Consider the following 21,563-nt stretch of genomic DNA (forward strand, 5'->3'; position numbering starts at 1 on the left):
ATCTTTTTGCGGTGAGTATGAGACAGCGACACGCCGACGCGACGGCGTGTCGCTGTCCCATACTCACCGCAGATCTCGGCGCCGCTCTGCCCGCATCCGCAGCCGCTCCGCCGTGGCCTCATCCGCGGGGAGAAACGCCTCCAGGTGGAGTTCGGCGAGGGTGATGTCCGTCGCGGTGGCGAAGGAGGTCAGTGTGGTGATGAGGCGTAGTTCGCCGTCTGCCGATGCCAGCCGCATGGGGACGGAGAAGCCGAGGTGGTCGGGGCTGATGGGGGTCTGGGGGACGTAGGCGGCCAGTTCGTCGGTGAACGCGTCGAGGCGGGGGTCCGGGCTGCGGCGGGCGCGGGCGCGGAGGTTTTCGATGACGTGGCGGCCCCACTCGGGGAAGTTGCGGACGCGGTGGGCCATCCCGTCCGGATGGAGCATGAGGCGGAGCATATTGACCGGGGGAACGAGCAGTTCGGGGGCCGCGCCCTCGGTGAAGACCTCGACGGCGTCATTGGCCGCCACCACGCGTCCGTACGGCGCGATGACGAGCGCCGGGTAGGGCAGGTGGCCGTGCAGGATCTGCTCAAGGGCCGTACGGACAGGCCGTAGCGCCGACTCGTCCAGGCCCGATTCGGCGAACACGGGGGCGTAACCCGCCTTGGCGAGCAGGTCGTTGCGTTCGCGGAGGGAGAGCCTGAGCGACTCGGCCAGCCGGATGAGGATCGCGCGGCCCGGCTGGGAGCGGCCGCTTTCGATGAAGCTCAGGTGGCGTTGGGTGGTGTCGGCCAGCGCGGCCAGTTCGAGTTGGCTGAGCCGGCGCGTCCGGCGCCAGCGTCTCAGCTCGGCGCCGACACCCGTTTGCTCGATTCTGCTGCTCACCCTCGTAGTTGTATCCGGAGGTCCTGGCAGGCGGCGATTCCCTCCAGGGAATTGCCGCGCGGCGGGCCGCCTCGCAGGATCGCTCGGCACAACCACTGAGCGACTGTGAAGGGCCGTTTGATGAAGAGCTACCACCTTGTTCCGGGCCATGGCCTCGCCGGGCTGACCGTCCAGGACCGGGACGAGCCCGAGCCGGGACGTGGACAGGTCGTGGTCAGGATGCGCGCGAACTCGATCGGTTTCCGCGATCTGATGGTGCTGGCCGACAACTATCCGCTGCCGATCACGCCCGGCGTGGTGCCCGGCTGTGAGGGAGCCGGGGAGGTCGTGGCCGTCGGCGAGGACGTGGGGCGGGTGAAGGCGGGCGACCGGGTGGCCGCCGCCGTCTTTCCGCGCTGGCACGACGGCCCGTTCCGGCGCGAGAACGCCGCACAGCTCGGCACCATGATCGACGGCATGCTGACCGAGTACGCGGTGCTGAGTGAGGACGGCGTCGTGCCCATCCCGGAGCATCTGTCGTACGAGGAGGCCGCGACGCTGCCGCTGGCGGCGGTGACCGCCTGGAACGCCCTGACCACGGGCGGCGCGCCGCGCCCCGGCTCGACCGTGTTGACCCTCGGCTCGGGAGCCGTCTCGCTGTTCACTCTGCGGTTCGCGAAGCTGGCCGGCGCCCGGGTGATCGTGACCACGTCCAGCGCGGCCAAGGCCGAGCGGCTGAGGGCGCTCGGGACCGATGAGGTGATCAACTACCGGGAGCGCCCGCAGTGGTGGCAGGACGTACGCGCTCTGACCGATGACCACGGCGCCGATCGGGTCGTCGATCCGTCGGGCCCGCTGGAGCAGTCGCTGAAGTCCGTCGCGGTCAGCGGCGAGGTGGCGCTCGTCGGCCGCTGGCTGTCCGGGGCCGAGGGGGCCAGGCCCCTCGACCCCGCGGTCCTGTTCGGCGCGGGCGCGGTGCTGCGGCGGGTCGCCACGGGGAGCCGGGCCCATTTCACCGAGCTGAACCGGGCGGTCGCGGCGCATCGGGTGCGTCCGGTGATCGACCGGGTGTTCCCGTTCGACGAGGTGCCGGATGCCTTCCGGTACGTCCAGTCGGGCGGCGGCTTCGGGAAGGTCGTCATCAGCCACGGCTGAGATCGGTCGGCGGACCCATTCGAGTGAACCGTCGTCCATGGGCGCCCGGGCCCGGCGGCGCGCCCGTACGGTCGCCGATATGAGTCTCGAACACGATCACGATCCAGGGCGAGACTCTGAGCGCCACACGAGCGATGTGCTCACTTTCATGTGCGACGCCCGCCCGCACCTGCAACGGGCCGCGAAGAAACCGAGCCGCCCGCGCTGTCGCCGCAGCCACCGCGAAGGATCAGTAGTGCCGCAGAAGAAGCGCCAGCCGCCGCAGCCGGGGACCGACAGGTACCTGTGCCCCGGCCCCGTGTCCGGAGTCCTCGGAGTCAAAAGGCATGTCATTGCCGAGGCGATGCGCCAGACCGGACGACAGCACCCGCTCACCGTCGCCGAAGCCAAGTCATGGCGCAACCATCCGGAAAAGGCCCCGGAGGCAGGCATAGCCGTACTGGCCGCCGTCGCTGCCGCCAAGGCGGAGCGGGAGCACAAGGAGCGCCAGGCGGACATCGAGTACGAGCACCGCATACTCAACCTCACCGAGAAGGTCAGCCGGCGTCTACTCGCCGGGGCGAAGCACTTCCGTAGCCCGGACGCCGAGCTGATCGCGCAGGACATGGCGTTCCGCGCCAGTAAGGAACTGTGCCGCGCACACACCGACGTATGCGGAGAGCTCAACCCCGAACTCCTCTCTGACCTGGACATTGCTGCTTTGCGGTGGGCTGGGATCGACCCGTGCGACCACTCCACGTGGATCGTGCACCGGGGAGACTGCCCGGAATGAGCGAGGTCCTGAGCGTCTCGGCCTCGCTCTCGCCTGCGGCCGAGCGTGCGGCCAAGATCGAGGCGGGGCTGATCGCGGCGGAAGAGGTGCTGGCGGAGATCGGTCCATGCACCTTGGATGAACTGGCGTGGGTGGACGCGTTCATGGACACGGTCACGCGGCCGGTCGCGAACGATGACGCCGACGCTGGCGCGGGGGGAAGTGACCGATGACCGTACTGCGGCGTGCGGCGTGCGGCGTGCGGCGTGCGGCGTGCGGTCAGCGCAGCGGGCGGAAGAACGCCCGTACGTCGCCGATCAGCAGCTCCGGCACCTCCATCGCCGCGAAGTGCCCGCCCGCCTCGAACTCCGACCAGTGCGTGATCGTGTGCTGTGGCTCCGCGAGGCGGCGGATGGCTCCGTCTCCGCGGAATACCGCCACACCGGTGGGGATCTTGGAGCGCTCCGGGGGTGTGCCCCACACCGACGCCGCCTCCTTGTAGAGCCGGGCGGCCGATCCGGCCGTATTCGTGAACCAATAGATCGAGACGTTGGTCAGCACGGCATCGCGGTCGAGCGCGTGCGGCTTGTCGCCGTGGGTGGCGAACCAGTCGAGGTTCCAGGCGAGTTGACCGGCGGGGGAGTCGGCGAGGCCGTAGGCCAGGGTCTGGGGGCGGGTGCCCTGGATGGCGGCGTAGCCGGACAGGTCGCGGTGCCAGCGCTGGGTCCCGGCAAGGCGGGTCTGCTCCGCGGGGGTGAGCCCCTCCAGTTGGGCGGGGTCGCCGGAGGGGATCGTCACCAGCGCGTTGACGTGCACGCCGATGACCTCGGACGGGGCCACCCGCGCCACCTCGGGGGAGATGAGCGAGCCGAAGTCGCCGCCCTGCGTCCCGTAGCGCTCATAGCCCAGGCGCCGCATCAGCTCGTGCCAGGCGGTGGCGATGCGGCGGATGCCCCAGCCGGGCTCGCGGGTCGGGCCGGAGAAAGCGAAGCCGGGGAGGGAGGGGATGACGAGGTGGAAGGCGTCGGCTGGGTCGCCGCCGTGGGCGCGGGGGTCGGTCAGCGGGCCGATGATCTCCGTGAACTCGGCGACCGAGCCGGGCCAGCCGTGGGTGATCAGCAGCGGCAGGGCGGCCGGCTCGGGGGAGCGGATGTGCAGGAAGTGCACCCGCTGCCCGTCGATGTCCGTGGTGAACTGCGGAAACGCGTTGAGCCGAGCCTCCTGCGCCCGCCAGTCGAATGCCCCGGCCCAGTATTCGGCCACCTCGCGTACGTAGTCGAGCGAAACGCCGTAGGACCAGCCGACGCCGGGCAGCTCATCGGGCCAGCGGGTGCGAGTCAGGCGCTCACGCAGGTCGTCGAGGTCGGGCTGGGGGATGGCGATGCGGTAGGGGTGGATGGCGGGGCGGGCGCCGCGTGCGGTGTCGTTCATGGGGCGCACCGTAGAGCTGGTTGCGGTCAGTCAGTGTCCCCATCGGTCCCGTGGCAGCGCTGACGGACCCTGACGGCGGCAGCACGACGGGCTTCGGGCCGGATCCACGGTGTCGACGTGGAGCGCCGACAGCCCCCTCGACGCCGCTCGCACACGGATGGCTGTCGTGCGGATGCGGTGTGTCATGTCATGGGATGTCATATGGGCCTAAGCCGGAACTCGGACCCGCTGGCCCTCGGGAGGCACCCATGCGCATCGCCGCGCGCGCTCGGTGTCTTCGGCGTGGATCGCGGGCCGTCTGTGTGCCGGTGGGCCCCGCCCTGCCGGTTTTCGGCCTGCTGGTCCTCGCTCTGGCCGCGACCGGCTGCGGCGGCGGCGACGCGCCCAAGGGCGTCGTACGGTCCTCCTGGGGTGACCCGCCGAACCCGTTGGAGCCGGCCAATATCAATGACGTCCAGGGCGGCAAGGTCCTGGACATGATCTTCCGGGGGCTCAAGCGGTACGACCCCGCGACCGGCGAGGCCAGGAACGCCGTCGCCGACCGGATCCAGTCGGCCGACCAGCGGACCTTCACTGTCACCATCAAGGACGGCTGGCGGTTCGGCAACGGCGAAAAGGTCACCGCCAAGTCCTTCGTGGACGCCTGGAACTACGGCGCGCTGCTCGACAACAAGCAGCGCAACGCGTACTTCTTCGAGTACATCCAGGGCTACGACAAGGTCCACCCGGCCACCGGCCGCCCCACCGCGAAGACGCTGTCCGGACTGCGGGTCAAGGGCGAGCGGACCTTCACGGTGAAGCTCACGCAGAAGTTCTCCAGCTGGCCCAAGACGCTCGGCTACAACGCCTACGCGCCGCTGCCCCGCGCCTTCTTCGACGACCACGCCGCCTGGCTGCGCAAACCCGTCGGCAACGGCCCGTACGAGGTGGTCTCGTACGCCAAGGGCTCGGTGATGAAGCTGCGCGCCCGCGATGGCTACCCGGGCCCCGACAAGCCCCGTAACAAGGGCGTCGAGCTGCGCGTCTACACCGACAGCAACACCGCCTACACCGATCTGCAGGCGGGCAATCTCGACCTGGTGGACGATGTGCCCGCCGCCCAGCTGAAGTTCGTCCGCTCCGACCTCGGGAGCCGGTACATCAACCAGCCCGCGGGCATCATCCAGACCCTCACCTTCCCGATGTACGACCGCCGCTGGCGGGGGCCGGGCTCGGCGAAGCTGCGGCGCGGTATCTCCATGGCGATCAACCGCCCGCAGATCACCGACCGGATCTTCCACGGCACCCGGACCCCGGCCACCGACTGGACCTCCCCCGTGCTGCGCCACCAGGGCGGCTACCGGCCGGGCCTGTGCGGCGACGCCTGCTCCTTCGACCCGGTACGGGCCAGGGCGCTGATCAAGGCGGGCGGCGGGCTGCCCGGCGGCCGGATGACCATCACGTACAACGCCGACACCGGTTCCCACAAGGACTGGGTCGACGCGGTCTGCAACAGCGTCAACAACGTGCTGCGCAGCGACCGGGCCTGCGTCGGCAGACCGGTGGGCACCTTCGCCGACTACCGCAACAAGATGGCCAACAAGCGGATGACCGGGCCGTTCCGGGCCGGCTGGCAGATGGACTACCCGCTGATCCAGAACTTCCTGCAGCCGCTGTACTACACCGACGCCTCCTCCAACGACGGCCACTGGAGCGACACCGCCTTCGACCGGCTCGTCGACCGGGCCAACGGCGAGTCGGGAGACGGAGCGGCCATCGCGGCCTTCCAGGACGCCGAGAAGATCCTCGCCACGCAGATGCCCGCCATCCCGCTGTGGTACCAGAACGGCAGCGCGGGCTACTCGTCGCGGCTCGCCGGTGTGGCCCTCAACCAGTTCAGCGTTCCGGTCTACGACCGGATCAAGGTCGGCTGAGCCATGGGCCGTCATGCGCTCCGGCGGCTGCTTCAGATGATCCCCGTGTTCCTGGGCACCACCTTCCTGATCTTCTTCATGGTGTACGCGCTGGGCGACCCCGTCGCAGCCCTCTTCGGCGACCGGGCCCCCGATCCGGCCACCGCCGCGCGCATCCGCAAGGACCTCTACCTCGACGAGCCGCTGTGGCAGCAGTACGCGCACTACATGGGGCAGGTCTTCAGCGGCCACTTCGGCACCGCCTTCGACGGCCGGCCCGTCACCGACCTGATGGCCGACGCCTTCCCCGTCACCCTCCGGCTCACCCTCGTCGCGGTGGTCTTCGAGATGGCCCTCGGGCTCACCCTCGGCGTCGCGACCGGGCTGCGGCGGGGGCGCGGCCTGGACACCTCGGTGCTGCTGCTGACCCTGGTCGTGGTCTCCGTCCCGACCTTCGTCAGCGGCTCGGTGCTGCAGTACGTGATCGGGGTGAAGTGGGGCTGGACCACGCCCTCGGTCGCGCCGGACGCGCCGCTGGGCCAGCTGGTGCTGCCGGGCGTCGTGCTGGGCCTGGTCTCCCTCGCGTACACCACCCGGCTCACCCGCACCTCCATCGTCGAGAACGCCCACGCCGACTATGTGCGCACCGCCGTCGCCAAGGGGCTGCCGCGCCGCCGGGTGATCGTCCGCCATCTGCTGCGCAACTCCCTGATCCCCGTGGTGACCTTCCTCGGCACCGATATCGGCGCGCTGATGGGCGGCGCCATCGTCACCGAGCGGATCTTCAACATCCACGGCGTGGGATACCAGCTCTACCAGGGCATCCTGCGCCAGAACTCCCCGACGGTCGTCGGCTTCGTGACCATCCTCGTGATCGTCTTCCTGCTGGCGAACCTGCTTGTCGACCTCCTCTACGCCGTGCTCGACCCGAGGATCCGGTATGCCTGAGCCGTTTGACACCCCCCAAGCCATCGCCCCGGCCGGCGGCGGCGCACAGGCCCTGGCCGCGACCGACACCCAGGCGCTGCGGGGCGCCCCCGCGCCCACGCCCGTGGTGCCCGCGGGGCGCCGCGGTCCGGGCCGCCCCGCCGGGCGGGCCGCGGCGCCGCGCGGGCTGTGGTCCGACGCCTGGCGGGACCTGCGCCGCAATCCGGTCTTCCTGGCCTCCGCCCTGGTCATCGTCTTCCTCGTACTGATCGCGATCTGGCCGCAGCTGATCACGGACGGCAATCCGTACCGCGGCGATCTGTCCAAGGCGCAGGACGGCCCGGCGCCCGGCCACCCCTTCGGCTACGACCTCCAGGGCCGCGACGTCTACACCCGCACCGTCTACGGGGCCCGCGCCTCCATCGCCGTCGGTATCTGCGCCACCACGGGCGCGGCCCTGCTCGGCAGCGTGCTGGGCGGGCTGGCCGGGTACTACGGCGGGTGGTGGGACACCCTGCTGTCGCGGATCGCCGATGTCTTCTTCGGCATCCCGATCCTGCTGGGCGGGCTGGTCTTCCTGTCCGTGGTCACCAGCGGTTCGGTGTGGCCGGTGGTCGGCTTCATCGTGCTGCTGGGCTGGCCACAGATCTCCCGTATCGCGCGCGGGGCCGTGCTGACCGCCAAACGGCACGACTACGTCCAGGCGGCGCGGGCGCTCGGCGCGAGCGACACCCGGACGCTGCTGCGGCATATCGCACCCAACGCCGTGGCCCCCGTGATCGTCGTCGCCACCATCGCGCTGGGTACGTACATCTCGCTGGAGGCCACGCTGTCCTTCCTCGGCGTGGGGCTCAAACCGCCGACCGTCTCCTGGGGGATCGACATCTCGTCCGCCTCCGTCCAGATCCGCAACGCCCCGCACATGCTGCTGTGGCCGGCCGGGGCGCTGAGCGTCACCGTGCTGGCGTTCATCATGCTCGGCGACGCGGTACGCGACGCGCTCGATCCGAAGCTGCGCTGAGGAGCGGGGAATGAGCCGCGCTGATGAGCAGCCCGCCGTACCGCGGCTGCTGGACGTACGGGATCTGCGGGTCGAGTTCCGCACCAGGGACGGCGTCACCGAGGCCGTGAGCGGGGTCGGCTACGGGGTGGACGCGGGCCGGACGCTCGCGGTGCTGGGCGAGTCGGGCTCGGGCAAGTCGGTGACCGCCCAGGCGATCATGGGCATCCTGGACTCGCCGCCCGCCTTTGTGACCGGCGGGCGGATCCTCTTCCAGGGGCGGGACCTGCTGGAGCTGGGCGAGGAGGAGCGCCGCCGGGTGCGCGGCGCCCGCATGGCGATGATCTTCCAGGACGCGCTCTCCGCGCTGAACCCCGTGGTGTCGGTGGGCGCCCAGCTCGCCGAGATGTACGAGGTGCACCAGGGGCTGTCGCGCCGTGCCGCGCGTGCCAGGGCCGTCGAGCTGATGGACCGGGTGCGCATTCCGGCGGCGAAGGAGCGGGTGGGCGACTATCCGCACCAGTTCTCCGGCGGTATGCGCCAGCGGATCATGATCGCCATGGCGCTGGCGCTGGAGCCGGACCTGATCATCGCGGACGAGCCGACGACCGCGCTGGATGTCACCGTCCAGGCCCAGGTGATGGACCTGCTCGCGGAGTTGCGGCGCGAGTACGACATGGGTCTGATCCTGATCACCCATGACCTGGGTGTGGTCGCCGATGTCGCCGACACCATCGTGGTGATGTACGCGGGCCGGATCGTCGAGACCGCGCCCGTACGCGACCTCTACCGCCGCCCGGCCCACCCGTACACCCGCGGGCTGCTGGACTCGGTGCCGCGCCTGGATGCCCGTTCCGAGGGCCGGGAGCTGTACGCGATCAAGGGCCTGCCGCCCGGTCCTGCGGACCTCCCGCCCGGCTGCCCCTTCACCCCGCGTTGCCCCCGCGCCCAGGACATCTGCCGCACCGAACGGCCGCCGCTGTACGAGGTGACGTACGGGGACGGGCCCGTGGGCCGGGCCAGCGCCTGCCACTTCTGGAAGGACGAGCTCGATGCCCGCGACGCCATCGCAGCCCCCTGAGCCCGCCCGCGAACCGGGCGAACCCGTCCTGGAGGTGCGCGACCTGGCCAAGCTCTATCCGCTCACCCAGGGCGTCGTCTTCAAGCGCCAGGTCGGCGCGGTCAAGGCCGTCGACGGCGTCTCCTTCGAGCTGCGGCGCGGCGAAACCCTGGGTGTCGTAGGCGAGTCCGGCTGCGGCAAGTCCACCCTCGCCCGGCTGCTGGTCAACCTGGAGCGGCCGACCGCGGGGGAGATCCGCTACCGGGGTGAGGACATCGCCAAGCTGTCGGGGAGGGCGCTGAAGGCCGTGCGGCGCAATATCCAGATGGTGTTCCAGGACCCGTACACCTCGCTGAATCCGCGGATGACGGTGGGCGACATCATCGGTGAGCCCTTCGAGATCCATCCGGAGGTGGCTCCGAAGGGGGACCGCCGCCGCAAGGTGCAGGAGCTGCTGGATGTGGTCGGGCTCAACCCCGAGTACATCAACCGCTATCCGCATCAGTTCTCCGGCGGTCAGCGCCAGCGCATCGGCATCGCGCGCGGTCTTGCCCTCAACCCGGAGATCATCATCTGCGACGAGCCGGTCTCCGCGCTGGATGTGTCGGTGCAGGCCCAGGTGGTCAATCTGCTGGCGCGGCTCCAGGAGGAGTTCGCCCTCTCCTACCTCTTCATCGCCCACGATCTGTCCGTCGTCCGCCATATCTCCGACCGGGTGGCGGTGATGTATCTGGGCCGCTTCGCCGAGCTCGGCACCGACACCGAGATCTACGACCACCCGACCCATCCGTACACCCAGGCCCTGCTGTCCGCGGTCCCGGTGCCCGATCCGGAGCCCCGCGAGGGCCGTGAGCGCATCCTCCTGGCCGGCGATGTCCCCTCCCCGGCCAACCCGCCCTCCGGGTGCCGCTTCCGCACCCGCTGCTGGAGGGCCGAGGACCGCTGCGCGGTGGAAGTGCCCCGGCTGGTGGTGCCCCCGGAGTTCCAGGTCCCGGGCGGCCCGGCCGCGCACCCCTCGGCCTGCCACTTCGCCGCGGAACGGCTGCCCGCGCCCAGCGGCTGACGACCCATCCTCCTGACCCCGCGCCGGGCACCTACGATCCCTCCATGCCATCGAACGATCTCCACCGCGCCACGGCGTTCCGGCTCTCCTTCGCGCGCCGCCAGGCCGCCGAGGTGAGGGAGGTGCCCGGCGGCTTCCTGGCGCTGGACGACGACTACGACCGCTCCCACGAACACAACCAACTCCACCTCGACGGGCCGGTGTCCCCCGCAGAGGTCCCCGCCCTCGCCGAGGCGGCCATGGCCACCCTGCCCCACCGCCACCTCACCATCCACGACGACGCTCTGGGCGCCGCCTGCGCGCCTCACCTCACCCGGGTCGGCTATGGCCACGGCATCGAGCTCGTCATGACCCACACGGGCCCTACCCCACCCGCCGCCCCGGCCCGCGCCGAGCCCCTGGACCTGCCGGCACTCGCCCCCGCGCTCGCCCGGCAACAGCGCCGCTGGATGCCGCACGCCGACGACGAGACGATCCGCCAGCTCGTGGAGCGGCGCACCGCCCGGCTGCGCGGGGCCGAGCGGGTGCAGTTCCTCGGCGTGTACGCCGCGGGCGGCGACCTGGCCTCCTGGGCCGACCTCTATCTGGCTCCCGGGGACGGCATCGCCCAGGTCGAGGACCTGGTCACCGCCGACCTCCATACCCGCCAGGGCCATGCGGACACGCTCCTGGCCGACGCCCTCCGCCGCTCCGCCGCCGCGGGCTGCACCCTCCGCTTCCTGGTCGCGGACGGCGACGACTGGCCCCGCCGTTGGTACGCTCGCCGGGGTTTCACGGTGGTGGGGCGCGTGCACACCTTCACTCGCTACACCGCATAGCCGGGCACGGAGGGCCAGCGGACCGTCAGCACCACCGACTCCTCCTCCGCGATCCAGGAGTGGTCGACTCCGCGCCCCCAGACGACGTAATCGCCCTGCTGTTCCAGGAGAACGCTGCGGCCGGGCAGCTCGACGCGGAAGCGGCCGCTGATGAGGACCAGGAGCGCGGTCCGCTCCTCGCCGCGCACCCACTCAGCTCGCTCGTCACCCGGAGGGTGCACGCCCCATTTGATCTCCACGGCATCGCTGTGGCGGGGATCGTCGGCGTCCTTGAAGTGCCCGAGGATCCACCCCCGGTCCAGTGCGGCGTCCTTGCCTGCGTTGCCCACGTACACGCTGTCGTTCACGCATGTGGACGCTAGCAGGGTTCAGTCCTTGTGGACCTCCTGGTGGATCTCCTCCGCCGCGATCAGCGCCGGGTCGAGGATCACATCCTGCTCGCGGGCCGCGATGCTGGGGGCCTCGGGGAAGTGGCAGGCGGACAGATGGCCCTCGTGGTTGCCTTCGAGGCGGATCAGCGGGGGCTCCTCCCGTGCGCACTTGTCCTGGGCCTTCCAGCAGCGGGTGCGGAAGCGGCAGCCGGAGGGCGGGTCGATGGGGGAGGGGACGTCGCCTGCGAGGCGGATGCGCTCGCGGCGCGCGGTGCCGCTCGCCTCGGAGGCCGCGGCCTCGCCGTCGTCGGGCTCCTCGGCCAGCAGGGCGGCCTCGGGGACCGCGGAGAGCAGGGCGTGGGTGTAGGGGTGGCGGGGGCGGAGGTAGATGGAGTCGCGGTCGCCGACCTCGACGATCTTGCCGAGGTACATGACCGCGACGCGCTGCGAGAAGTGGCGCACGACGGCGAGGTCATGGGCGATGAAGAGGAAGGCGATGCCCAGCTCGCGGCGGAGCTCCTGGAGGAGGTTGACGACCTGGGCCTGGATGGAGACGTCGAGCGCGGAGACCGGTTCATCGGCGATGATGAGCTTGGGTTCGAGGGCGAGCGCGCGGGCGACCCCGATGCGCTGGCGCTGGCCGCCGGAGAACTCATGGGGGAACCGGTTGTAGTGCTCGGGGTTCAGGCCCACGGTCTCCAGCAGCTCGCGCACCCGGGCCTCACGGCCGCCCGGCGGCTCGATGCCGTTGATCTCCATCGGCCCGGAGATGATCGCGCCCACCGTCTGCCGGGGGTTCAGCGAGGAGTACGGGTCCTGGAAGATCATCTGGATCTCGGAGCGGATCGGCGCCAGCTGTTTGCGGTCCGCGTGGGTGATGTCCTGGCCCTGGTAGCTGATGGTCCCCGCGGTGGGCTCCAGCAGCCGGGTCAGCAGGCGGCCGGTGGTGGACTTGCCGCAGCCGGACTCGCCGACCAGGCCGAAGCTCTCGCCCGACCGCACGGTCAGATCGATGCCGTCCACCGCCTGGACGGCCCCGACCTTCCGTCTGAAGGGGAAGCCGCCCATGATCGGGAAGTGCTTGGTCAGCTTCTCCGCGACCAGGAGGGGTTCCCCGGACGCGGCCGACGCGTTGCTGCTCATGGTCCGTGTCTCCTAGGCCAGCCGGGGCTTGATCTGCTCGATGAAGATGGTCCGCTTGCGGTCGGCGGCCAGATGGCAGGCCGCGCCCCGCCCGTCGGGCAGCGAGGGGCGCTCGGTGGCGCACCGGTCGCCGTCGACCTCCTGGGTGTGGGCGCAGCGCGGGTGGAAGGGGCAGCCGGGCGGTGGGGACAGCAGGCTGGGCGGGGCGCCGGGGATGGGGCTCAGCGGCTCGTCGACGGCGGAGTTCAGCCGCGGCATGGAGCCCAGCAGCCCCCAGGTGTACGGATGCTGGGGGGCCCGGAGCACTTCGCGGACCGTGCCGCGCTCCACGGCCCGGCCGGCGTACATGACCAGCAGATCGTCGGCGGTGTTGGCGACCACCCCCAGGTCGTGGGTGATGAGGATGATCGCGGAGCCGAACTCCTGCTGGAGGTCCTTGAGCAGGTCGAGGATCTGGGCCTGGACGGTGACGTCCAGGGCGGTGGTCGGCTCGTCGGCGATGAGCAGATCGGGGTCGCAGACCAGGGCCATGGCGATCATCGCGCGCTGCCGCATACCGCCGGAGAACTGGTGCGGATAGTCGCGCACCCGCAGCTTGGGGTTGGGGATGCCGACCTTCTCCAGCATTTCGACGGCGCGCCCCCACGCCTCGCGCTTGGAGGCCCCGGTGTGCTTGCGGTAGGGCTCGGCGATCTGGCGGCCGACGGTGTAGTACGGCGAGAGGGCGGTGAGCGAGTCCTGGAAGATCATCGCCATCTTGTTGCCGCGCAGCTTCTCCAAGGTGCGCTCGGGCGCCCCGGTCAGCTCCTGGCCGTCCAGCAGGATCTCGCCGCGGATCTCCGTGTTGCGCGGGTCGTGCAGCCCGAGGACGGCGAGGTTGGTGACGGACTTGCCGGAGCCGGACTCGCCGACGATGCCGAGGGTGCGCCCGCGCTCGAGGTTGAAGGAGAGGCCGTCCACGGCCTTCACGACGCCGTCCTCGGTGGCGAAGCGCACATACAGGTCGCGCACGGACAGGAAGGCGTCGCCCGCGGCGGGGGCCGGGGTGGCCTCGGACTTGGTCAGGGTGGTCACGTCGGTCGTACTCCTAGGCGAGGCGCACGCGCGGGTCGATGACGGCGTACAGCGCGTCGACGATGATGTTGGCGATGACGATCGCCGTGCAGCTGAAGAGCATCACGCCCATCAGCATCGGGAGGTCCTTCTCGGTCACCGACTCCACGGCGAGCCGGCCCAGGCCGTGCAGGGTGAAGGTGAACTCCGTGATCATCGCGCCGCCGAACAGTGAGCCCAGGTCGATGCCGACGATGGTGATGATCGGGGCGATCGCGCCGCGCCAGGCGTAGCGGAAGAAGACCGTACGCCCCGACATCCCCTTGGCCCGCGCGGTGCGCACATGCTCCTCGTTGAGCTGCTCGACCATCTGGGAGCGCGTCATACGGCTGTAGTTGGCGATGAAGATGATGGAGAGCACCAGCCAGGGCAGCAGCAGCCCGCTGAACCACTTGGCCGGATTCTCGGTGATCGGCGTGTACTCGGGCCGGTCGATCAGGCCCCAGGTGTCGACCAGCAGCCACAGCGCGATGACGCCGACGAAGTAGATCTGCAGCGAGTTGCCTATCAGCGACAGGGAGCTGAAGAACTTGTCGGTGAAGGTGCCGCGCTTGGCCGCCGCGATCATGCCGATGGACACCCCGATGATCAGGAACACGACGGCGCCGCCGACGGCGAGCGAGAGCGTCGTGGGGTAGCGGTCCAGGATGGTCTCCCAGACCGGCTGGGAGTTGCGGAAGGAGTAGCCGAAGCAGGGGGCCGGGCAGTGGCCGATCTCGAAGTCCCGGCCGGCGAAGATGCCGACCAGATAGTGCCAGTACTGCAGCGGGACGGGCTCGTCGAGGCCCAGGTTCTTGTTGATGAGGGCGATGGCGTCCGGGCCGCAGTTCTTGCCGCAGGCCAGCTGCGCCGGCTCGGAGGGCAGCGCGAAGAAGAGGAAGAACGTGATCGCGCTGATCAGGAGGATGATGACGATCGCGCCGAGAGAGCGGCGTACGAGGAAACGAAGCATGGCGTCGCGGGTCTTCCGGTACGGGCGCCTTGGGCGACCAGGGCGGATCGGACGGGCGGCGCTGTCCGCCACCCGCGGAGGGTGGCGGACAGCGTGCCCTGGGGGCTGATGGGGTAACCGACTGCTACTTCACATACACCGCGGTCGGGTCTGCGGTTCCGTACACCGAGTGGTACTTGATGCCGCCGAGGCCCGAACCCCAGATGTTCCACTGCCGGTTGTAGAAGAGCGGAACGGCCGGCACATCGTCGGTGAGGATCTTGTTGGCCAGCGTGACCCACTCACCCGACGCCTTCTCCACGTCCGTGATCTTCAGGATGCGGGCGATCTCGGAGTCGACCGTGCTGTTCTTGAGGTGCCAGTAGTTCTGCGAGCCGTCGGCGACGTTCTTGCTGTCGAACAGCGGCGGGACCACGGTCGAGCCGACCGGCCAGTCGGCGCCCCAGGAGGCGCGGTAGATGTCGAAGCCGTTGTCGACCTTGGCGATCTCGGTGGTGTAGTTGTTGGAGTCGATCTCCTTCTTCTCCACCTTGAACCCGGCCGCCTCCAGAGCCTTGACGACGACCACGGAGACGTTCTGGTACTCCGTGGTGTTGGGGTAGGCGTAGACGATCTCCTGCCCCTCCTTGCCCGCCTCCTTCAGCAGTTCCTTGGCCTTCTTGGTGTCGCCGCCCTCGTTCCCCTTCTTCGTCTTGCCGAAGGGGTCGAAGTTCTTCCACCCGGCGAGCGAGGGAGCCAGCAGGTTGCCCGCCACCTGCCCGGCCCGCTTGCCGCCGAACTGGCCGAGGATCTGGTCGTTGGGCATGGCGTAGGCGAGGGCCTGCCGGACCTTCTTGTCCTTGATCCGGTCCATGTTGATGGCCATGTAGTCGACGTACGGCTGCACCTCCAGGAAGGTGCGCGACTTGGCGCCCGCGTCCTTGGCGACCTCCTGGGCGGCCTCAACCGTGACCGCGTTGGTGAAGCTCATCGCCTGCTTGTCGCTGCCCCGCTCGGCCAGCAGCCGGCGGGCGGAGTCGGGTTCCTGGATGCCGAAGCGGATGTCGAACTTGTCCGGGTACTGGTGGCGGACCGCGTCCGTCTTCGGATCCCACTGCTCATTGCGCACCAGGGTCAGCGACTTGCCCGGGTTGAGCTTTTCGATCTTGTACGGGCCGGAGGAGACCGGGTGGTTGGTGTACTTGTCGGCGGTGTCCTTCTTGCCGTCGGAGGGCACCGCGCCGACGTTCGGCATGGCGACCGCGTACGGGGTGTCCGCGTGCGGCGCCTTGAAGTGGAAGACGATCGTCTTGTCGTTCGGGGTGTCGAGCACGTCCTTGGGCAGGTGCTTGCCCTTGTACGGGCCGTCCGGCAGCGCTTTGCGGAAGCTCTGGCCGTCGCCCGAGAGCCACTGCGGGATGTACAGCGGACCGTCGGTGGCCCACTTGGCGTAGAGCCGCTCGACGGACTGCCGGACATCGGCGGAGGTGATCGGGGACCCGTCCTCGAACTTGAGGTTGTCCTTGAGCGTGTACGTCCAGGTCTTACCGCCGTCCGAGGACTTGCCGGTGTCGGTGGCGAGGTCGCCGACCACCTTCACCCGGCCGTTGTCGTCGACCTTGTAGGTGGTCAGCGACCGGTTGTAGAGCATCTGGACGGTCAGCATGTCGCCGTAGTAGATCTGTGCCGGGTCGAGATAGGTGAAGGCGTCACGCTGCAGGACGTTGACCGTCCCGCCCTTCTTGGCGCCGGGCATGTCGGCCGCCGGGCCGGTGGAGTCGGTCGCGGTGCCGAGCGAGTAGTTCTCGGCCCTGGCCTTGTCGGGCTTGTTCTCGACGGGATCCTCCTCGTTGCCCCCGCCGCTGCTGCAGGCCGAGAGCACGAGGGCCCCGATCGCCAGAGAGACGGCCGCGCGCCGCCCTCTGCCCCGTGTGGATGAGGTCATGTGTCGTTGCACCTGCCTAGCGCTTAGTCTTCGGATCGAATGCGTCCCGGACCGAGTCCCCGAGCAGGTTGAAGGCCACCACGAAGATCACCATGGCCACGCCCGGGAAGAACATGTACGTGATGTCGTTCTGGTAGTGCCTGGCGCCGGTGGCGAACATCCGGCCCCAGTCGGGGGTCGGCTCGACGAGCCCGACTCCCAGGAAGGAGAGCCCGGCCTCGGCGGTCACGAAGGTCGGCAGCATCAGCGTCGACTGCACCAGGATCGGCGTCCACAGATTGGGCAGCAGCTCCTTGCGGATGATCCTCCACGGGGAGGCGCCGGTCACCTTCGCGGCCTCCACGAACTCCCGCTCGCGCAGGCTGAGCACTTGTCCGCGCAGCAGCCGCGCCAGGCCCATCCAGCCCAGCGCCCACTGGACCAGGATCAGGGTGATGACCCGTAGATAGGTGGGCGTCTCCTTCTCCGGATTGACGAAGAGCGAGTAGACGACGGGCGTGAAGGCCACGAACGAGAGCTGGGCCGGGAAGGCGAGCAGCAGATCGATGAAGCGGCCGAGGAAGTAGTCGGTCCTGCCGCCCATATAGCCGGCCGTGACGCCGACGAGGATGCCGGTGAGGGTGCACAGGAGGGTGACGGCGACCGCGATCAGCAGCGAGGTCCGTATGCCGTACAGGAGTTGGGTGAACACATCCCGGCCGAGCTGGGGCTGGAGGCCGAACCAGAACTCGCCGTCGATGCCCCCGTTGGGCTTGATGGGGTAGTAGAACTCGTTGAGCAGCCCGGGCCTGTCGAGTCCGTAAGTGGTGTACGGGTTCTTGCCGTACAGCCAGGCGATCACGGGCGCAAGTAAGGCGATCAGAAAGAAGAAGATCACGACGTAGGCCGAAATCACGCCTGTCTTGTCGCGTTTGAAGCGTCGCCACATCAACTGGCTGGGCGACCGCCCCACTAACGGCGCCCCCTGCTTGCCGACTTCGGCCGTCGGGACGGCATCCGGGCCGGGCGCGTTCGCCCCGGGCGCGGCGGCCTGGGAAGGACTCGTCATCGCGTAGCGCCCCCCGCACTGATCGCTGTGTCTGTTTCGCGCTGGTCTACTCGCGTCATGTCGTTCCCGTCCGCCGGTGGTCGTGCGCGGTTCGGGATGAGCGGACTTTCGCAACCGAATAACAGCTCAGTCAAGGGGCCAGCGGAAGCGGAAGGGGCGCTCGCGGCAACCTTGAGCGAACATTTTGCAGATCGAGGTCCCGGCGTGCTTGACAGAGATCACTGGATGGCGACAAAGGGTGAGCAAGGCGCATCAAACGCGTTAACACGCAAGCAACTTGGCCGACGCGATACCGATATACGGACGCGTCAGGCTGAACTGCGTACGGCCGTGCGGGTGCCGTAGACCGGCCGGGGCGCGCCATGTCGCCCCGGCCGGTCGCTTGTGTTTGCACATTGCCGGCGCCGGGACGGTTGATCAGGGGCCGGGGCGGGGCAAACCTACAGCCATGGGGCAGGGACGGATACTCAACCGCGGCGCGCGCACCTTCGGAGCGCTGGTATGCGCTGTTCTCGGGCTGATCTCACTGGCGTGGATCGTCCGGGACTTCAACAAGGCCGACGAGGCCAGCCATGTCTGGTGGACCTGGGCCGGGATACCGTACCGGCTCCCGGACAGCATCTTCGGCACATCCCTCGCCGATCCGGTCCTGCTCACCGTGTACGTGGCCGCCGGGATCGCGGCGCTGCGCTCGTCGGCCGCTGCCGGGGCGCTGGCCTCGGCCGCCGCCGCCACGGTCGCGCTGCGCCTGCCCAGCCTCTGGAATCTGCACGCCGACTGGATGCAGGGCATCCCCGACGGGCTGAAGACCCGCGCGCAGCTGAGCGCGTGGACGGCGGTCGTGCTCGGGGGCCTGCTGCTGGCCGTCGTCGCCGTCGGCCGGCGCCCGGCCGACGGGACCGCCCCCGACCACGCCGTCGCGCCCGCCGACAGCCCGCCCGGCCGGCCGAGGCCCGGGGTCGCCGTCACGGCGGCGCTGTTCCTGGGGGCCGTCGCGGTCGTCGAGGCCGCCTGGCAGATCTATGCGGCCCAGAAGCGGGGCTGGGACATCTACGAGCACCAGCTGACCGGCAAGTACATGCTCACCACGCTGCTCGCGCCGCCCGGGGCATGGGCGTCCTGGACGGTGATCGCACTGGCCCTGACGGCCGCCTTCGCGGCGCTCGGCCGGGCGCCGCTGGCCCGGCCGCTGGGGATGACGGCGGCCGCCCTGGTGCTGGGCGACGGGATCACCGCGGTCTCCGCGTACATCAAGTTCGACTACCTCGAGCACCTCGACGACCTGCCGACCGTGGGCGTGCTCCTGGTGCTGACCGCGTTCTTCGAGGGGATCGTCGGCCTGGTCGCGCTGATCGCGCTGGCGCAGCCCGCCGACCCCGCGGACGGCGTTCCGCTCGCCGGATGGGGTCAGCCCGCGGCTCAGCCGTACGGGGGCTACGGCGGGTACGGAGGCTACGGCGTGGCGGGCGGCGGGTACGGCGGCGCGGCGAGCGGCGGCTATGGGGCAACGGACGGCGGTTACGGCGGCGCGGCGGGCGGCGGTTACGGGCCGGCGGACGGTGGGTACGGCTACACCCCGCCGCCTCCCGCCCCGCCCACGGCCCCGCCCGGCCCGCCGCCCGCGACCCCGCCCGCCGCCCCGCCGCCCTCCTCGCCGCCTCCGCCGCCGCCCGGCTGGTAGGCGGACTCGTAGGCAGGCCCCGCTCAGCTCAGGCCGAGCGAGCGCCTGAGGAAGTCCACCTGGAGCAGGAGCAGGTTCTCGGCGACCTGTTCCTGCGGGGTCATATGGGTCACCCCGGACAGCGGCAGCACCTCGTGCGGACGGCCGGCCGCGAGAAGGGCCGAGGAGAGCCGCAGGGTGTGCGCGGCGACCACATTGTCGTCGGCCAGGCCATGGATGATCATCATCGGGCGGTGCGGCTCCGCCGCGCCGTACAGCCCCTCGTCGGTGACCAGCGAGTTGGCGGCGTAGACCGCCGGCTGCTCGTCGGGGTGGCCGAGATACCGCTCGGTGTAGTGGGTGTCGTACAGCCGCTGATCGGTCACCGGGGCGCCCACGACGCCCGCGTGGAAGACATCGGGGCGGCGCAGCACCGCGAGCCCCGCCAGAAGGCCGCCGTAGGACCAGCCGCGGATGGCGACTCGGGAGAGGTCGAGCGGATAGCGCTCGGCCAGCGCCGCCAGCGCGTCGACCTGGTCCTGAAGGCTCACGCCCGCCAGGTCGTCGCGGACGGCCTTCTCCCAGGCGGGGGAGCGGCCGGGGGTGCCGCGGCCGTCGGCGACGATCACCGCGAAGCCCTGGTCGGCGAACCACTGCGAGGTCAGATGGGCGTTGTGGGACGCCAGCACGCGCTGGCCGTGCGGGCCGCCGTAGGGGTCCATGAGGACGGGCAGCGGCCCGTCGTCCGCGGTGTGGCCGGCCGGCAGCAGCACGGCGCAGGGGATATGGCGCTCGCCCGCGTGGACCAGCTGCGGGCGGGCGGTGATGACGGGCCGCTCGACGTACGAGGCGATCTCGGCGAGGCGGTCGGCCGAGCCGTCGGCGGTGAGCCCGAACACCTCCACCGCCGCGCCGGGCCGGTCCGGTTCGGCGCACGCCAGGACGATCACCTCGCCGCCGCGCACCGCGGACCGCACGGCGGGGCCGGGCCGCTTGTCGACCGCCTCCCAGCCGCCCTGGTCGCCGCTGCCGCGGTACCACGCGCGGAAGACCCCGATATCGCCGGGCTGTTCGGGCAGTTCGGCGTCCGCGCCCGGCGAGGCGGAGAAGAGCACGTCCTCCTCACCGATGTCGAGGACCGCCCGGACGTGCAGCGCGCCCGAGGTCAGCTTGCGGTCGCCGACCATCAGCACCCGTGCGCCGCCCTCGTCCGCGATGCGCACGAGCCGCCCGTCCGGCGTCCACCCCGGTACACCAGGGAAAAGATCAAGCCAGACCGCGTCCTCGTCCACATGGACGGTACGGGTGCGCCCGGTGGCGGTGTCCACGGCCAGATAGACCTGGCTGCGCTGGTCGCGAGCCTGGACCAGCAGTAGCGGCGGGCCGTAGGACGACCAGTGCACCCGCGCGAGATACGGATAGCGCCGCCGGTCCCATGCGATCTCGGTACGGGACCCGTCCAGGCCCAGCAGCACCAGCCGCACCTCGGCGTTGTCGGTGCCCGCGGCCGGGTACGCGACCTCGGCGGGCTCCCGGTCGGGGTGCGCGGGGTCGGCGATCCACCAGCGCCGTACGGGTGCGTCGTCGACCCGGGCGACCAGCAGCGCATCGCTGTCCGGCGACCACCAGAAGCCGCGTGAGCGGTCCATCTCCTCGGCCGCGATGAACTCCGCGAGCCCATAGGTGACCGTCTCGCCCTCCGGTTCGGCCAGCGCCCGGTCGCCGTCTCCCGCGCCCCCGTGGAGTTCCGTCACGCGCAGCGCGCCCTGCGCCACATAGGCGATGCGGCGTCCGTCCGGAGACGGGCGCGGGTCGATCACCGGCCCGGGCACGGGGAGTTCGCGGGTTACGCCGGCGCGCAACTCGGAGGCGAACAGCCGGCCCGAGAGTGCGAAAGCGGCCAATTCGGCAGCCAAGTCGGTGGCGTAGCCGATGACGCCCCCAGAGCCCTCCCTGCTGCGCTCGCGGCGCGCCCGCTCCTCGGCGGACAACTGCTCGTCGGCGCCGCCGAGCAGGGCGGCCGGGTCGGCGGCCGGGTACTCCCGCCGCTCGGTCAGATCGTGCACCCACAGGAGGTTGGCGCGGTCGGTGCCGGAGCGCGAGCGCAGGAACACCACCCGCGAGTCGTCGGGCGCCACGACGAAGGCGCGCGGCGCCCCAAGGGTGAAGCGCTGGGTGCGGGCGTGCTGCCGAGGGAACGAGAGCTGTCCGGTCATAGGCCGAGCGTACGGCTCGGGCCCCGTTGCCGCGGGCATGTTCCGCCCGCGGCGGCCGCACAGATCAACTCGCCGAATGTGGCGAGAATCAGGCCAGATGACGAGGCCAATGGTGCGAACAGGCATGCGCCCCTGTCATGCTCCCGTGCACCGAGTCGTGCGCGCGGGCCCATAGTTATGATCGATTGCGCAT

19 protein-coding genes are annotated in these 21,563 nt (G+C 70.4%); 10 read left to right on the forward strand and 9 right to left on the reverse strand.

The genetic code is table 11. From position 1 onward, the window contains the following. Positions 1 to 63: 63 nt before the first annotated feature. Complete coding sequence (locus tag ACWDSL_RS16045; protein ID WP_450485717.1) at positions 64 to 867, reverse strand: MmyB family transcriptional regulator; 804 nt, start codon at positions 865 to 867, stop codon at positions 64 to 66. A 120-nt stretch (positions 868 to 987) separates the two neighbouring features. On the opposite strand from ACWDSL_RS16045, the gene ACWDSL_RS16050 reads away from it, so the two are divergent. The 3 genes from ACWDSL_RS16050 to ACWDSL_RS16060 all read left to right on the forward strand — a co-directional run bounded on the left by ACWDSL_RS16050 (position 988) and on the right by ACWDSL_RS16060 (position 2,985). Next, positions 988 to 2,001 (forward strand): zinc-dependent alcohol dehydrogenase family protein, encoded by a 1,014-nt coding sequence (locus ACWDSL_RS16050; protein WP_450485719.1) that lies wholly within the window; start codon positions 988 to 990, stop codon positions 1,999 to 2,001. 79 nt (positions 2,002 to 2,080) lie between these two features. Continuing rightward, positions 2,081 to 2,773: a hypothetical protein gene (locus ACWDSL_RS16055; protein ID WP_450485721.1), complete on the forward strand. Its 693-nt coding sequence runs from the start codon at positions 2,081 to 2,083 to the stop codon at positions 2,771 to 2,773. After that, complete coding sequence (locus ACWDSL_RS16060; RefSeq protein WP_450485723.1) at positions 2,770 to 2,985, forward strand: hypothetical protein; 216 nt, start codon at positions 2,770 to 2,772, stop codon at positions 2,983 to 2,985. The genes ACWDSL_RS16055 and ACWDSL_RS16060 overlap by 4 nt, the downstream gene beginning before the upstream one ends. Positions 2,986 to 3,031: 46 nt before the next feature. Here ACWDSL_RS16060 and ACWDSL_RS16065 read toward each other — a convergent pair whose 3' ends face one another. Beyond that, complete coding sequence (locus ACWDSL_RS16065; RefSeq protein WP_450485724.1) at positions 3,032 to 4,183, reverse strand: epoxide hydrolase family protein; 1,152 nt, start codon at positions 4,181 to 4,183, stop codon at positions 3,032 to 3,034. 248 nt (positions 4,184 to 4,431) lie between these two features. On the opposite strand from ACWDSL_RS16065, the gene ACWDSL_RS16070 reads away from it, so the two are divergent. Genes ACWDSL_RS16070 through ACWDSL_RS16095 form a run of 6 tightly spaced genes read left to right on the forward strand, consistent with a single transcriptional unit; the run spans position 4,432 to position 10,943 of the window. Continuing rightward, entirely contained in the window at positions 4,432 to 6,096 is a 1,665-nt protein-coding gene (locus ACWDSL_RS16070) for a peptide ABC transporter substrate-binding protein (protein ID WP_450485726.1), read from the forward strand. A gap of 3 nt (positions 6,097 to 6,099) precedes the next feature. After that, positions 6,100 to 7,023, forward strand: coding sequence for an ABC transporter permease (locus ACWDSL_RS16075; RefSeq protein ID WP_450485728.1), 924 nt, complete (start codon positions 6,100 to 6,102; stop codon positions 7,021 to 7,023). After that, on the forward strand, positions 7,016 to 8,023 hold the full coding sequence (locus ACWDSL_RS16080; protein WP_450485730.1) for an ABC transporter permease: 1,008 nt from the start codon (positions 7,016 to 7,018) through the stop codon (positions 8,021 to 8,023). The genes ACWDSL_RS16075 and ACWDSL_RS16080 overlap by 8 nt, the downstream gene beginning before the upstream one ends. Positions 8,024 to 8,033: 10 nt before the next feature. Then, entirely contained in the window at positions 8,034 to 9,083 is a 1,050-nt protein-coding gene (locus ACWDSL_RS16085) for an ABC transporter ATP-binding protein (RefSeq protein ID WP_450485732.1), read from the forward strand. Further along, positions 9,055 to 10,125: an ABC transporter ATP-binding protein gene (locus ACWDSL_RS16090; protein WP_450485734.1), complete on the forward strand. Its 1,071-nt coding sequence runs from the start codon at positions 9,055 to 9,057 to the stop codon at positions 10,123 to 10,125. The genes ACWDSL_RS16085 and ACWDSL_RS16090 overlap by 29 nt, the downstream gene beginning before the upstream one ends. A 44-nt stretch (positions 10,126 to 10,169) precedes the next feature. Next, positions 10,170 to 10,943: a GNAT family N-acetyltransferase gene (locus ACWDSL_RS16095; protein ID WP_450485736.1), complete on the forward strand. Its 774-nt coding sequence runs from the start codon at positions 10,170 to 10,172 to the stop codon at positions 10,941 to 10,943. Here the strand turns inward: ACWDSL_RS16095 and ACWDSL_RS16100 are convergent. The 6 genes from ACWDSL_RS16100 to ACWDSL_RS16125 all read right to left on the reverse strand — a co-directional run bounded on the left by ACWDSL_RS16100 (position 10,931) and on the right by ACWDSL_RS16125 (position 17,494). After that, positions 10,931 to 11,290 carry a signal peptidase I gene (locus tag ACWDSL_RS16100; protein ID WP_450485738.1) on the reverse strand — a complete coding sequence of 120 codons (360 nt, stop codon included), beginning with the start codon at positions 11,288 to 11,290 and terminating at the stop codon, positions 10,931 to 10,933. The two genes, ACWDSL_RS16095 and ACWDSL_RS16100, sit on opposite strands and share 13 nt — an antisense overlap. 21 nt (positions 11,291 to 11,311) lie before the next feature. After that, positions 11,312 to 12,457 carry an ABC transporter ATP-binding protein gene (locus ACWDSL_RS16105; protein ID WP_450485740.1) on the reverse strand — a complete coding sequence of 382 codons (1,146 nt, stop codon included), beginning with the start codon at positions 12,455 to 12,457 and terminating at the stop codon, positions 11,312 to 11,314. A gap of 12 nt (positions 12,458 to 12,469) precedes the next feature. After that, positions 12,470 to 13,531, reverse strand: coding sequence for an ABC transporter ATP-binding protein (locus ACWDSL_RS16110; RefSeq protein WP_450485742.1), 1,062 nt, complete (start codon positions 13,529 to 13,531; stop codon positions 12,470 to 12,472). Positions 13,532 to 13,544: 13 nt separating this feature from the next. Then, a complete protein-coding gene (locus ACWDSL_RS16115) occupies positions 13,545 to 14,522 on the reverse strand; it encodes an ABC transporter permease (RefSeq protein WP_450485744.1) in 978 nt (325 codons plus the stop codon). 124 nt (positions 14,523 to 14,646) lie between these two features. Then, on the reverse strand, positions 14,647 to 16,446 hold the full coding sequence (locus ACWDSL_RS16120; protein ID WP_450485746.1) for an ABC transporter substrate-binding protein: 1,800 nt from the start codon (positions 16,444 to 16,446) through the stop codon (positions 14,647 to 14,649). 16 nt (positions 16,447 to 16,462) lie between these two features. Further along, positions 16,463 to 17,494, reverse strand: a complete 1,032-nt coding sequence (locus ACWDSL_RS16125; RefSeq protein ID WP_450485748.1) for an ABC transporter permease — start codon at positions 17,492 to 17,494, stop codon at positions 16,463 to 16,465. Positions 17,495 to 17,942: 448 nt separating this feature from the next. On the opposite strand from ACWDSL_RS16125, the gene ACWDSL_RS16130 reads away from it, so the two are divergent. After that, positions 17,943 to 19,175, forward strand: a complete 1,233-nt coding sequence (locus ACWDSL_RS16130; protein ID WP_450485750.1) for a hypothetical protein — start codon at positions 17,943 to 17,945, stop codon at positions 19,173 to 19,175. 23 nt (positions 19,176 to 19,198) lie between these two features. On the opposite strand, the gene ACWDSL_RS16135 is transcribed toward ACWDSL_RS16130, so the two are convergent. Further along, positions 19,199 to 21,370, reverse strand: a complete 2,172-nt coding sequence (locus tag ACWDSL_RS16135; protein WP_450485752.1) for a prolyl oligopeptidase family serine peptidase — start codon at positions 21,368 to 21,370, stop codon at positions 19,199 to 19,201. Between the last annotated feature and the right edge of the window lie 193 nt (positions 21,371 to 21,563).

It is taken from the genome of Streptomyces sp. NPDC000941 (assembly GCF_053599555.1).

Excerpts from the sequence above, each read along its gene's own strand:
- ACWDSL_RS16125 (WP_450485748.1), bottom strand. The coding sequence starts at position 17,494 with ATGACGAGTCCTTCCCAGGCCGCCGCGCCCGGGGCGAACGCGCCCGGC.
- ACWDSL_RS16115 (WP_450485744.1), bottom strand. The coding sequence starts at position 14,522 with ATGCTTCGTTTCCTCGTACGCCGCTCTCTCGGCGCGATCGTCATCATC.
- ACWDSL_RS16055 (WP_450485721.1), top strand. The coding sequence starts at position 2,081 with ATGAGTCTCGAACACGATCACGATCCAGGGCGAGACTCTGAGCGCCAC.
- ACWDSL_RS16050 (WP_450485719.1), top strand. The coding sequence starts at position 988 with ATGAAGAGCTACCACCTTGTTCCGGGCCATGGCCTCGCCGGGCTGACC.
- ACWDSL_RS16130 (WP_450485750.1), top strand. The coding sequence starts at position 17,943 with ATGGGGCAGGGACGGATACTCAACCGCGGCGCGCGCACCTTCGGAGCG.
- ACWDSL_RS16080 (WP_450485730.1), top strand. The coding sequence starts at position 7,016 with ATGCCTGAGCCGTTTGACACCCCCCAAGCCATCGCCCCGGCCGGCGGC.
- ACWDSL_RS16085 (WP_450485732.1), top strand. The coding sequence starts at position 8,034 with ATGAGCCGCGCTGATGAGCAGCCCGCCGTACCGCGGCTGCTGGACGTA.
- ACWDSL_RS16070 (WP_450485726.1), top strand. The coding sequence starts at position 4,432 with ATGCGCATCGCCGCGCGCGCTCGGTGTCTTCGGCGTGGATCGCGGGCC.
- ACWDSL_RS16060 (WP_450485723.1), top strand. The coding sequence starts at position 2,770 with ATGAGCGAGGTCCTGAGCGTCTCGGCCTCGCTCTCGCCTGCGGCCGAG.
- ACWDSL_RS16075 (WP_450485728.1), top strand. The coding sequence starts at position 6,100 with ATGGGCCGTCATGCGCTCCGGCGGCTGCTTCAGATGATCCCCGTGTTC.
- ACWDSL_RS16090 (WP_450485734.1), top strand. The coding sequence starts at position 9,055 with ATGCCCGCGACGCCATCGCAGCCCCCTGAGCCCGCCCGCGAACCGGGC.
- ACWDSL_RS16065 (WP_450485724.1), bottom strand. The coding sequence starts at position 4,183 with ATGAACGACACCGCACGCGGCGCCCGCCCCGCCATCCACCCCTACCGC.
- ACWDSL_RS16135 (WP_450485752.1), bottom strand. The coding sequence starts at position 21,370 with ATGACCGGACAGCTCTCGTTCCCTCGGCAGCACGCCCGCACCCAGCGC.
- ACWDSL_RS16095 (WP_450485736.1), top strand. The coding sequence starts at position 10,170 with ATGCCATCGAACGATCTCCACCGCGCCACGGCGTTCCGGCTCTCCTTC.
- ACWDSL_RS16120 (WP_450485746.1), bottom strand. The coding sequence starts at position 16,446 with ATGACCTCATCCACACGGGGCAGAGGGCGGCGCGCGGCCGTCTCTCTG.
- ACWDSL_RS16105 (WP_450485740.1), bottom strand. The coding sequence starts at position 12,457 with ATGAGCAGCAACGCGTCGGCCGCGTCCGGGGAACCCCTCCTGGTCGCG.